Origin of the sequence: Pseudomonas sp. NPDC008258, from assembly GCF_042956345.1 — a bacterium.
Taxonomy (GTDB): Bacteria; Pseudomonadota; Gammaproteobacteria; order Pseudomonadales; family Pseudomonadaceae; genus Aquipseudomonas.
Genome location: NZ_JBIBGE010000039.1, coordinates 45,694 through 57,481, shown reverse-complemented (window position 1 = coordinate 57,481; position 11,788 = coordinate 45,694). Strand labels below are relative to the sequence as shown.

The window sequence follows — 11,788 nt, the reverse complement described above, 5'->3', positions numbered from 1 at the left end:
CTGGCAACCTTGGCCAGGAAGCGTCCGTCGACCGGGCTCAGGCACTCGAAGGTTTCACCGGATGCGGCATCGGTGTATTCGCCGTTGATGAAGGCACGGCCTTCGATCTTCAGTTGCCGGGCACGTTGTTCCCAGTCAGCCAATGTCATGGTTGGTTCCTCGTGAACGTTGCGCTGCGCGCTTGCGACAGGCGGCGCCGAAGGCCTGGAAGATGGCCAGGTAATGGGGATGGGCAGTGACCTGCCATTCAGGGTGGAACTGCACGCCGAGGGCGAAACCGGCATCACGCACCGATACTGCTTCCACCAGGCCATCGCAGGCCACGGCTTCGACGCGCAGGGCCATGGCCAGGCGGTCGATGCCCTGGCCATGGATCGAGTTGACCAGGCACTGCGTCGGCAGGCCGGCCGCCTGGAGCAGGCCGCCGGGCAGCACGTTCAAGGGCTGGCGAGCGGCATATTGAACGGCAACGGGCTGGTCTGCCGGTTCGCGGTGGTCCTGATAGCCGGGTAGCTCATGCACACAGGCATGCAGGCTGCCGCCCAAGGCCACGTTCAACTCCTGGAACCCCCGGCAGATCGCCAGCAACGGCACGCCGGCGGCCAGCGCTGCGCGAATCAGCGGCAGGTTGAAGGCATCGCGCTGCGGGTCGTGCAAGGTGCCCGGGGCACTGCGCGGGCCTGCGTAATGATGCGGTTCGAGGTTGGACGGTGAGCCGGTCAGCAGCAGGCCGTCGACATTGGCCAGCAACGTAGCCGGGTCCACCAGACCGGGTAGGGCGGGCACCACCAGCGGCAGTGCATCGGCGCCTTCAACGACGGCGCGCAGGTATTTCTCCCCGGCGATATGGAAGGGGTGCAAGCCCAGCTGGCGCACGCAGGCATTGACCGCCACCAGCGGTTTGCGGGCGGCCATCAGCGCAGCCTCTCAAGCAGTTGGTAGTACCACATGCCTGCTGCCAGCAGGCCGTTGCCGAACACATCGCCCAGCGGCACGCGAATGTGCTTGCAGCGGGCGAAGGTGTCGAACTGTTCGAGTGTGCCTGTCATGGCGGTGGCCATGATCTCGCCCATGACGTGGCTGGTGGCTACGCCATGGCCGGAATAGCCCTGGCAGTACCAGACGTTCTGCGACAGCTTGCCCAGTTGTGGGATGCGGTTGACCACAATGCCCATGGCACAACTCCACTGGTACTCGATAGGCACGCCTTTGAGGGCCGGGAAGGTGCGTTCGATGCACGGGCGCAGTTCGGCGGCGATATCCCGCGAGTCGCGCCCGGAATAGTTGGCGCCACCGCCGAACAGCAGGCGTTTGTCGGCCGTGAGGCGGTAGTAATCGAGCACGAAGCGGCAATCGTATACCGCCAGGTCCTGCGGGTTGATGCGCTCGGCCAGCTCGCCCAGCGGCGCGGTGGTAACGATACCGCCCATGGCCGGGAAGATCTTGCCCTTGAGCCGCTTGTTTTCCAGCTTGTGGTACACGTCGCCAGCTAGCATCACCTGGGTGGCGTTGATCCGCCCTTCGCAGGTAACCACCGCCGGGCGTGGGCCGTGGATGATCTCCAGCACCTCGGAATGCTCGAACAGCTGCGCGCCCAGGCTGGCGGCTGCACGCGCTTCGCCAATGCACAGGTTGAGCGGGTGCAGGTGCAGGTTGCGGGTGTTCTTCAACGCCCCGCAGTACAGCGGGCTGTCGAGGTGCTGGTTCACCCCGGCGCTGTCCAGCAGGGTTACCTGTTCACCCATGCCACGGCGGCAGGCTTCGTCGTACGAAGCTTTCAGTTCGTCCAGGTGTGAGGGCTTGACCGCTGCGTGCAGGTGGCCGCGCTTGAGGTCGCAGGCGATGGCGTAACGGGCCACGCGCTGCTCGATGATCTGGTGGCCACGCCAGCGCAGGTGCCAGATGAAGTCATCGACATCGTTGCCCAGCCAGCGGCGCATCTGTTTGCCCATGGCGGTGTCGCCCGACAGGCTGCCGGTGACCTGGCCACCGTTGCGCCCGCTGGCGCCCCAGCCGATCTTGTGGGTTTCGACCAGGGCCACGCGGTAGCCGCGCTCGGCCAGCTCCACGGCGGTGGCAATGCCGGTAAAGCCGCCACCAATGATGGCGATGTCGACATCCACCTCACCGCGCAGGGTGGGGTAGTGGGTTTCCTCTTTCAGCGTCGCGCTGTAATAGGACGGCGAGCGCTCGGGCGCAGGCCTGACGTGCAGTGCTGCATTCATGCGGTGGTCTCCGGGTTCGCCGTTATGCCTGGTGCAGGTACCAGCGCCAGTCCTGTTCGCCAACTTCGCCCATGAACTGGCGGTACTCGGCTTGCTTGACCTTCAGGTACACCCCCAGGAACGCATGGCCCAGGGCATCGCGGGCCCAGCTGGAGCCTTCCAGGGCGCGCAGCGAGGTCAGCCAGTCGGTCGGCAGCAGCTGTTTGGCCTGGGCATAGCCGTTGCCCTCGACGGGCGCGCCAGGGTCCAGGCGTTCACGGATGCCACGGTGGATGCCGGCCAGGATCGCGGCGGCCGCCAGGTACGGGTTGGCATCGGCGCCGCAGATGCGGTGTTCCACATGCCGTGTGTGCGCCGGGCCGCCGGGCACCCGCAGGCTGACGGTGCGGTTGTCACAGCCCCAGGTGGGCGCCAGCGGGGCATAGCTGTTGGCCTGGAAGCGCCGGTAGGAGTTGGCGTTGGGGCAGAACAGCAACAACGAGTCGAGCAGGCTGGCCAGCATGCCGCCCACGGCCTGGCGCAGTAGCGGGGTGCCGGCCGGGTCTTCGCTGGCAAACAGGTTATGGCCCTCGACGTCGGCCAGCGACACATGCATGTGCATGCCGGTGCCTGCCAGGTCATCGAACGGTTTGGCCATGAAGCACGCCTGCATCCCGTGCTTGTGCGCCACGCCTTTGACAAGGCGTTTGTAGCGCACGGCTTGATCCATGGCGGCGAGCGCATCGCCGTGTTCAAGGGTGATTTCCACTTGCCCGGGGGCATATTCGGAAATCGCCGTGCGGGCCGGAATGCCTTGCGCCTTGCAGGCGGCGTACAGGTCGGCGAGGAAGGGTTCGATCTGCTCCAGCTCGCGCAGGCCATACACCTGGGTGGCCTGCGGGCGCCCACCGTCGGCATCCCGTGCCGGTTGCGGGCGGCCCTTTTCGTCACGGCGGGCGTCGAGCAGGTAGAACTCCAGTTCACAGGCCATCACCGGGTGAAAACCGTCGGCCTTGAGCCCGTCGATTACTTGCAGCAGCACGTGACGTGGGTCGGCAATGCTGGCCGGCATGCCTTGTTCGGGGTGCATGCTGACCTGCATCGCGGCGGTGGGAATCTGCCGCCACGGCAGGCGCACCAGGCTACCGGGCAGCGGGTAGGCACGGCAGTCGATATCGCCGACATCCCATACCAGGCCAGAGTCTTCCACGTCTTCACCGTGCAAGGTCAACCCAAGGATGGTGCTGGGCAGCGGCCGCCCGGCCTGGTACACGGCCAGCAGCTCCTCACGGTGCAGCAGCTTGCCACGGGGCACGCCGTTGGCGTCGAGGATGAACAGCTCGACCATTTCGATATCGGGGTTATGGGCCAGGAAATCCTGGGCTTCGTGCAGGTCCGCGAAGTGCATGGGGAGGCCTCGGTCACGGCGATTGCCGTGCTGTGTTGTTGTTTGCGCAAAATATATGGGCATGTTGTTGCGCATTGCAACAATTAATACTCAATAAACTGCGCATCAACTATCCTCCCATGGCGGGGACGACAAGCCCTGCCGCGAATCTGGTAGGCTTTCAGCCGATTTCTACCCGGCGCCACGCTACGGAACCCCTTACATGTCTATATCGACCCTCGACGACCTCGACCTGGGCATCGTCCGCGAACTGCAGATGGATGGCCGCCGCGCATTCCGCGAAATAGCCCGCACGCTTTCGGTACCCGAGGCAACCATCCGCACCCGCGTCAAGCGCCTGCAGGATCAGGGCGTGGTGCAGATCCTGGCCTTTACCGACCCTTCCAAACTGGGCCATGCAAAGCTTGCGCTGCTGTTCGTCAAGGTTGCCCCGCAGGACCACGACCGGGTGATCGACACCCTTGGCCGCTGGACTGAGGTCAGCTACCTGTCGACCATCATGGGTGTGGCCGACATCTGCGTGCAGGTGCTGTGCCGTGATGACGAGAGCCTTTGGAACCTGCAGCAGCGCGTGCGCAGCCTGCCGGGTGTGCACGAGGTGCAGTCGACGCAGGAAGTGAAGGTGCACAAGTTGCGGTTTACCTTGCCGAGCCTTGATCCGCGGGACTGAGCCTCAGCGCCCCATGTGTTGCAGACAACGGCCCACCGGCCTGCCCGGTGGGCCGTTTTTTTTGCGCGTTGCGCAAGGATTTCTGGTTCACGCTGCGCGTCGCTAAACCCTGTGGGAGCGGGCGTGCCCGCGAAGAATACGACGCGGTGGATGGCACCGGCTGCGCCGGTGTTCGCGGGCACGCCCGCTCCCACAGGGTAAGGCGGCGTGCTCTGGCGCAACCGTTTGAAGGCATGCACCGTTGTGGTGAGCTTTGCCCCTGAATGACGCATGCATTAAAAATATCTTCAAATGATTGCGCATTGCGTATTTTTGTAGTTACTTATTCTACGCATGCGCAGAATTATGGCTTGCCATCTGCCCATCGCAGCGTCGCCCACTACAATCACAATAACGAGGTGTCTTGCCGTGCGTACTCTTCCTCAGGACGGAATCAACCTGGCCGCTGGCGAGGTGACGGGCATGTCGGGCTCTGGCCATCAGCTGCAACGCAGCCTCACCTGGCGGGACGCCTTCTGGGTGACCAGTGGCGTACCGGTCAGCGTGCTGTTCACCATCGGCGGGGTGGCCGCGTTCATCGGCCAGCCCGCGTGGTTCATCTGGGTACTGGCGATGCTGATCGGCTTCGTGCAGTGCTTCACCTACGCGGAAATTTCCGGCCTTTACCCTCACAAGTCCGGCGGCGCTTCGGTGTATGGCGCGCTCGGCTGGGTGCGCTACAGCAAGTTCGTCGCGCCAGTATCGGTATGGTGCAACTGGCTGGCCTGGTCGCCAATGCTGGCGCTGGGCACCAGCCTGGCAGCCGGCTACATGCTCAGCAGCCTGTTCCCGGCCGATTCGCTGGTTAACACCTGGCAAATCAAACTGCTGGACCTGGGCGTCATCACCGAAGGCCTGACCTTGCGGATCAACGCCACCTTTGTGCTGGGCCTGCTGTTCATGCTGGTCACCTTCTGGCTGCAACACAGCGGCGCCTCGGCGGCGGCACGGATGCAGCGCATCCTTGGCATTGCCTCGCTGGCGCCCTTGCTGCTGGTTTCGCTGGTGCCGCTGTTCACCGGTGATATGCCGGCCAGCAATTTCCTGCCGTTGCTGCCCCTGAGCCACGACGCGTCGGGCGCTGCAGTGATGGGCAGCTGGAACGCGGCCGGCATCAGCCTGGCCATGGGCGCGATGTTCCTGGCCTGCTGGTCCACCTTCGCCTTCGAAACAGCGGTGTGCTACACCCGCGAATTCAAAGACCCGCAAAAAGACACCTTCAAGGCCATCTTCGCTTCGGGCCTGTTGTGCCTGTTCATGTTCATCGTGGTGCCGCTGACCTTCCAGGGCAAGCTGGGCCTTGAGGGCATGCTGGCGCCGGCCATCGTCGACGGCTCCGGGGTGGGCGCAGCCATGGCGCATTTCGTTGGCGGCGGGGCCGTGGTGTTCAACGTGATCATCGTGATGATGGTGTTGTCGGTGCTGCTGCTGGTGATGACCGCGATGATGGGGTCGTCGCGCACCCTCTACCAGGCTTCGGTGGACGGCTGGTTGCCCAGGTACCTGTCGCACGTCAACGAGCACGGTGCGCCGACCCGGGCCATGTGGACCGACCTGGGCTTCAACGTGGTGCTGTTGCTGATGTCCAACTACATGTCGGTGCTGGCCATTTCCAATGTCTGCTACATGCTGTTCGTGTTCCTCAACCTGCAATCCGGCTGGATCCACCGCCTGGACCGCGCCGACTGGCCGCGCCCATACAAATGCTCGACCTGGCTGTTGGGCCTGGGTGCGCTGTGCGGCTTTATCGACCTGGCATTCGTGGGCGCCGGTGCCAACTTCCTGGGTGAGAACACCTTGCGCAACGGCCTGCTGGCGGCGCTGTTGATCGTGCCCGTATTCATTTTCCGGCACTACATCCAGGACAAGGGCCAGTTCCCCGAATCCATGCGTCGCGACATCGACCTGCCTCATGCGCGGGCTGGCCTGTGGCCCTACCTGGCGTTGCTGCTGGGGGCGGCCGTGGTGTGGATCAGCGCCGAACTCACCGTTATCTGACTTTCCAGAAACCACCGGCCAAGCCGGGTGCAGGCTGCGCTCCATGCGTTCAGCCCAGGGGATGCCTGCGCCCACGTAAAGCCCAAGAACCACCGGAGAAGCCGATGAAAACCGATTACCAGGCCAGGCAGCACTGGCCGCAGCACAAGTCCACTGCCGTGTCGCTCACCTTCGATGTTGACGCCGAAGCCGGTTACCTGGGCGAAAGCCCAAGCTTCGCCCGGCGCCTGACCAGCTTGTCCGAAGGCCGCTTCGGCGTAACCCGCGGGGTGCCGCGCATCCTCGAACTGCTGCGCCGCCATGGTATTGCGGCGACCTTCTTCGTGCCGGGCTACACCGCCGAACAACACCCGAAACTGGTCGAAACCCTGCTGCACGCCGGGCATGAAATCGGCCACCACGGCCACATGCACCTGCGCAGCGACAAGGTGTCGGTGCAGGAGCAAGTGGACGAGATGGAACGTGGCCTGGAAGCCCTGGCCCGTGCCGGGGCGCCGAGACCTGCGGGGTATCGCTCGTCGTCCTGGGAGCTGACCCCGGAAACCTTCGCGCTGCTGCTGCGCCATGGCTTTGTCTATGACTCCAGCTGCATGGGCGACGACCGCCCCTACGTGGAAACCTGCAATGGTGCTTCGATCCTCGAACTGCCGGTGCACTGGTCGCTGGACGACTACCCGATGTTCGGCTGGGGCATCGACAACGGGGGCAACTTCAGCCACCCGCGCATGCTGTTCGACACCTGGCTGGCCGAGTACGAATCGGCCCGCCGCGATGCCCGTCACACCAGCTTCACCATGCACCCCGAGGTGATCGGCCGTGCTGCGCGCTTCGAGCAACTCGAGCGCCTGGTCGAGCGCATGGTCAGCGATGGCGACGTGTGGTTTGCCCGCCTCGATGCCGTGGCCGCGCATGTAGCGCCTCAGCTTGTGAAGGGGGCCGCATGAGCCCGGTGATCTTCCGCTCGCAGGTGTGCACCCCTTACAACCGTGGCCGCGAGTTCGGTGAAGTGTTCGCCGGCAAGGTACGCCAGACGGTGAACACGTATGAAGCCTTGTTCGCCCGTGTGGCCAAGCGCCCTTACGATTTGCATGACCTGGGTGGCCAGGCGCTGGCGGCCATTGCTGCGTTTGCTGCGCCCTTGCATGAAGAAATCCTGGGTATCGCCGCCGGTGCAGGGCTGGCGCCCGAGCAGGTGGGCGCCATCAATGCGCGCACTGAAATCCTGGCGTACCTGGGTGTGCAACTGCGCGGCGAGTGTTCGACAGTGGTGCTGGCCGACCCCTTCGGTGCGCCAGTCACGGCCCAGACCTGGGACTGGTACGCCGAGTTTGCCGGGCTGTGGCTGGTATGGGAGATCCACCATGCCGACGGGCGCCTGACCACCACCGTCACGGAGTACGGCATCGTCGGCAAACCGGGGGTGAACGACCGCGGCCTGGGTGTGCATTTCAACATCCTCCATCACCAGCGCGATGGCGAAGGCATTGGCCTGCCGGTGCATGTGCTGTCGCGCTGGTTGCTGGACAGCTGCGCCGATATCAACCACGCCTTGCAGCTGTGCCACGCCGCACCGGTGTCGGCTTCCAGCGTACTGACCCTGGTGGCGGCGGAGCGGGGCGCCAGTGCTGCCGTGTCGGTGGAACTGCACCCGGGCGGCCCGGCACTGGTGTTCCCCGATGCAGGGGGGCTGCTGATCCACACCAACCATTTTCTGGCCGATGCCGTGCGCCCTTACGACACCGAGCCTGCCGCCTACCCCGACACCCTGGTGCGCCACGACCTGTTGCACCGGCGCCTCACCGGGCGCACGCAGCTCAGCGCCCGCGACCTGCTTGGCGCGCTGAACAGCCACCTGGGCAGCACCGGCGCGCTGTGCTGCCACCCCGACCCGGCACTGCCGGAAACCGGCCAGTACGCAACGCTGGCCAGCATTTGCCTGGACGTGCCCGCCGGTACCCTGCGTGCGCTGCCCGGCGGCCCGTGTCGGCACCTGTAAACCTTTTCAACCAACCCACTGGAGCCATACCCATGCTCAAGCTCAAACGCCTCGACAACATGGACATCCTCAGCAACGACGTACAGCGCCTGGTCGACTTCTACCACGGCACCCTCGGCCTGGGCTTCTTCCTGCCCTACGTGGCCGAGGAAAAGTGGGCCGCGATCGAAATGGGCAACGTCACCCTGTACCTGTTCCACACCACCAGCACCGTGCCCGTAGAGCGCCGCACCGCAGTGAACCTGGAAGACAAGCCTGGCTTCGACTCGTTTGCCTTCGAGGTGGAGAACCTCGACGAGGCCATCGCTTACCTGGACGGCAAGGTCGAGTGGGTCACCGCCAACCCCATCGAGTGGCAGCACCCCAACGGCACCCGGTACCGCTACCGCCCGATGTTCGACCCGGACGGCAACATGCTTTACGTCACCGAGCCGCACAAGACCGTCTGAACCACCGCCAGCCAACGAGTATTGAACATGTCTTCCAGCCAGACCCAAGCAACAACCCGGCAAGTGCCGCAGCGTGTTATCGACCTTTCGCCCCAGGCGCGCAGCCTTGAAGGGCGGGTGGCGCTGATTACCGGTGCCGGGCGCGGGGCAGGGCGTGCCCACGCCCGCCTGCTGGCCGCCCGCGGCGCTGCCGTGGCGGCGGTCGACATTGACGCCGAGGTGGCCCGCGACACGGCCGCCGAGATCGAGGCAGCCGGGGGCCGCGCCTTGCCCTTTGCCTGCGACATCACCGACCGTGCCGCGGGCGAGCGGCTGGTGGCCCAGGTAGGCGAAGCACTGGGTGGGCTCGACATCCTGGTGCACAACGCCGGGCTGATCTACTCCATGACCGGCCTTGAAGCCACCGACGATGCCAATTTCGACCGGCTGCTGGCCATCAACGTGCAAGCGCCCCTGTACCTCACCCGTGCCGCGCTGGCGCACCTGCGCGCCAGCTGCGCGCCACGGGTGATCTTCATCAACTCGCAGTGGGGCCAGGTGCCGGATGGCCATTCCTACGGCTACATGGTCAGCAAGGCCGGGCAACTGGGCCTGATGAAAACGCTGGCCAAGGAGTTTGTCGGCGAGGGCATCCTGGTCAATGCCATTACCCCCGGTGCGATCCTGACACGCATGGTCCCTGAGCAGTACATCGCCGCCGAGCAGGCTGCCATCCCTTTGGGCCGCCTGGTGCACCCCGAAGAAATTGCTGCCGTGGTGGCCTTCCTGGCCAGCGACGAGGCGGCCTTCATCACTGGCCAGGCCATCCCCGTGAACGGCGGGGCGCTGCTGGTCGGCATCTGACATAACAAGAAATCACGAGGAAAACGCCATGACCCTTCAACTGACCCAACGCCAGCGCGCCGAACAGGCCATGCGCCGCCAATGGTTCCCGGTCGCCCGCTCGTGCGACCTGGCCACACCCCAATCGGCCACCCTGCTGGGTGAAAAGCTGGTGGTGTACCGCACAGCTTCCGGCAAAGCCGTGGTGCAGGCTGCCCGCTGCCCGCACCGTGGCGCCGACCTGTCGCTGGGTGAGGTGCACGGAGAGAACATCGCCTGCCCTTACCACGGCTGGCAGTACAGCGGCCACAGCGGCAAGTGCAGCCATATTCCGTCGCTGGAAGACCAGTGCCGCATTCCCCAGGGCGCAGCGGTTCATACCTACGCCTGTCAGGAACGCTACGGCCATGTGTGGACCGCGCTGGAGGAGCCACTGTTCGACCTCTACGACCTGGCCGAATGGCGCGAGCTGGACCTGGAGTGGGCCGCAGCTGCGCCACTGGACTCGCCAACCGGCGTGGCCGTGGCCATCGAGAACTTTGGCGACGTGGCGCATTTTGCCTACATTCACCGCGGCATGATGGGCCATGTCAACCCGGTGGTGGAGCCGCTGAACGTGCGCCGGGAAGGGCTGGACATCTGGATGGACCGCCCGTTGCAGGCCTGCGAAGGCGAGTGGGCCAACGATGGCGACTGCATGATGAACTACCACATTGTCGCCCCGGGGCTTGTGGCCATCACCTACGACTACGAGCGCCTGGGCAAGCGCGTGGTTGCCGGCTTCCCGTGCCCGGAATCCTACGAGCATGTGAAGATCTTCTGGGGAGTGGCCAACGACCGCAACTACACGGGCGGCGATTTGCAGGAGTGCCTGCGGGTGGAGGAACTGCTGTACCTGGAAGACCTGCCGGTGGCCGCCACCATCACCCCGGCGGAGATCGACTGGGACGCCAAGGCCGTGGAGCATTCGGTGCCTGCCGACCTGTACACACTTAACTACCGCCGCGCGTTCCGCGAGTTCATCGAGCGCGGCCAGGCCCAGCCGGTGCGCCTGGTAGAAAGCCAGCGGGTGTTGTCGTGAGCAGCGGGGGCGATTGCGTCGAGGTCATCGTCAGCTGCCTGCGGCTGGAGGCCGACGGGGTGATCTCGCTGGAGCTGACGGCGGATCAGCTGCTTCCCGCCTGGAGCGCCGGGGCGCACGTTGACCTGTTGCTGCCCTCGGGCCTGGTGCGCCAGTACTCGTTGTGCGGCGACCCTGACGATCGCCGCCGCCTGCGTATCGCGGTGTTGCTGGAAGAGGCCGGCCGTGGCGGTTCGCGGGAGGTGCACGGCGCCTTGCACCTCGGCCAGCGGCTGGCCATTCGTGGTCCGCGCAATGCCTTCCCGCTGGGTGAGGGCCCGTACCTGTTCGTGGCCGGTGGCATCGGCATCACCCCGATCCTGGCCATGGCACGTGCCGCCGAACGGGCAGGGTCACAGTGGCAGCTGTTGTATGGCGGCCGCTCACGGCGGTCGATGGCTTTTACTGACGAGCTGCGCGCGCTGGGCGGCGGGCGGGTGGAGATTTTGCCGGCCGATGAGGTTGGCTTGCTCGACCTGGATGCCGTGGTTGCTGCCGCTCGCGCCGGGCAGCACGTCTACAGCTGCGGGCCGGCAGCGCTGCTCGATGCGTTGAGTACGCGCTTTGCAGCCGCAGGGCTGGAGGGGCAACTGCACCTTGAACGTTTTGCCCCGGCTGCGCCGCCACCAGCCGCCGCGGGTGAGGGCACCTTCAAAGTGATCCTGGCGCGCAGCGGTGGCGAGGTGCTGGTTGAGCCCGGCTGTACCATCATGGCCGCCCTGCGCGCCGCCGGGCATACGGTGGCGTCATCTTGTGAGCAAGGGGTGTGCGGCATGTGCGAGACGCGGGTGCTGGATGGCGTACCCGATCATCGTGACATGCTGCTCAGCGAGAGCGAGCGGGCCCGTGGCGATGTGATGATGCTGTGTGTGTCGCGGGCACGTACGCCAACGCTGACATTGGACCTTTGAAAATAACGGGGCTGCAAAAGCGGCCCCACTGCGAACAACGAAGTAGAGCCGTTAAGGCCTGTTGCCAAATTTGGATCCAGTGATCAGAAAAACTTCTCCATTCGGTCAGCTTGCAAGAAGTTAGCAGGCTAACTAATGCGATCTTAAATACCGCTGGTCGGTGCTTTTGTT

General features: G+C 65.0%; 11 protein-coding genes and 1 pseudogene. 8 read left to right on the top strand and 4 right to left on the bottom strand.

Annotated elements, in window-relative coordinates; translation table 11 throughout:
- The 4 genes and pseudogenes from ACFY9W_RS25100 to ACFY9W_RS25085 all read right to left on the bottom strand — a co-directional run.
- Positions 1–149 (bottom strand): annotated as a pseudogene (locus ACFY9W_RS25100) (aldehyde dehydrogenase PuuC); the annotation flags it as partial.
- The gene (locus tag ACFY9W_RS25095; RefSeq protein ID WP_391136235.1) at positions 136–915 is read right to left on the bottom strand and encodes a gamma-glutamyl-gamma-aminobutyrate hydrolase family protein; all 780 of its coding nucleotides are present in this window, start codon (positions 913–915) and stop codon (positions 136–138) included. The pseudogene ACFY9W_RS25100 and the gene ACFY9W_RS25095, both read right to left, overlap by 14 nt.
- Positions 915–2,225, bottom strand: a complete 1,311-nt coding sequence (locus ACFY9W_RS25090; RefSeq protein WP_391136232.1) for an FAD-dependent oxidoreductase — start codon at positions 2,223–2,225, stop codon at positions 915–917. The genes ACFY9W_RS25095 and ACFY9W_RS25090 overlap by 1 nt, the downstream gene beginning before the upstream one ends.
- A gap of 22 nt (positions 2,226–2,247) precedes the next feature.
- Positions 2,248–3,612: a glutamine synthetase family protein gene (locus ACFY9W_RS25085; protein ID WP_391136229.1), complete on the bottom strand. Its 1,365-nt coding sequence runs from the start codon at positions 3,610–3,612 to the stop codon at positions 2,248–2,250.
- A gap of 202 nt (positions 3,613–3,814) precedes the next feature.
- On the opposite strand from ACFY9W_RS25085, the gene ACFY9W_RS25080 reads away from it, so the two are divergent.
- The 8 genes from ACFY9W_RS25080 (at position 3,815) to ACFY9W_RS25045 (ending at position 11,617) form a co-directional block, all read left to right on the top strand.
- On the top strand, positions 3,815–4,282 hold the full coding sequence (locus ACFY9W_RS25080) for an Lrp/AsnC family transcriptional regulator (protein ID WP_264359558.1): 468 nt from the start codon (positions 3,815–3,817) through the stop codon (positions 4,280–4,282).
- Between the two features lie 408 nt (positions 4,283–4,690).
- On the top strand, positions 4,691–6,319 hold the full coding sequence (locus tag ACFY9W_RS25075) for an amino acid permease (RefSeq protein ID WP_391136225.1): 1,629 nt from the start codon (positions 4,691–4,693) through the stop codon (positions 6,317–6,319).
- 104 nt (positions 6,320–6,423) lie between these two features.
- The gene (locus ACFY9W_RS25070) at positions 6,424–7,263 is read left to right on the top strand and encodes a polysaccharide deacetylase family protein (RefSeq protein ID WP_391136222.1); all 840 of its coding nucleotides are present in this window, start codon (positions 6,424–6,426) and stop codon (positions 7,261–7,263) included.
- On the top strand, positions 7,260–8,315 hold the full coding sequence (locus ACFY9W_RS25065; RefSeq protein WP_391136219.1) for a C45 family autoproteolytic acyltransferase/hydolase: 1,056 nt from the start codon (positions 7,260–7,262) through the stop codon (positions 8,313–8,315). The genes ACFY9W_RS25070 and ACFY9W_RS25065 overlap by 4 nt, the downstream gene beginning before the upstream one ends.
- 32 nt (positions 8,316–8,347) lie before the next feature.
- Positions 8,348–8,764 (top strand): VOC family protein, encoded by a 417-nt coding sequence (locus ACFY9W_RS25060; RefSeq protein ID WP_391136216.1) that lies wholly within the window; start codon positions 8,348–8,350, stop codon positions 8,762–8,764.
- Positions 8,765–8,791: 27 nt separating this feature from the next.
- The gene (locus tag ACFY9W_RS25055; RefSeq protein WP_391136213.1) at positions 8,792–9,607 is read left to right on the top strand and encodes an SDR family oxidoreductase; all 816 of its coding nucleotides are present in this window, start codon (positions 8,792–8,794) and stop codon (positions 9,605–9,607) included.
- Between the two features lie 28 nt (positions 9,608–9,635).
- Entirely contained in the window at positions 9,636–10,667 is a 1,032-nt protein-coding gene (locus tag ACFY9W_RS25050; RefSeq protein WP_391136210.1) for a Rieske 2Fe-2S domain-containing protein, read from the top strand.
- Positions 10,664–11,617 carry a 2Fe-2S iron-sulfur cluster-binding protein gene (locus ACFY9W_RS25045; protein ID WP_391136208.1) on the top strand — a complete coding sequence of 318 codons (954 nt, stop codon included), beginning with the start codon at positions 10,664–10,666 and terminating at the stop codon, positions 11,615–11,617. Before ACFY9W_RS25050 ends, ACFY9W_RS25045 begins: the two co-directional genes overlap by 4 nt.
- Positions 11,618–11,788: the final 171 nt, after the last annotated feature.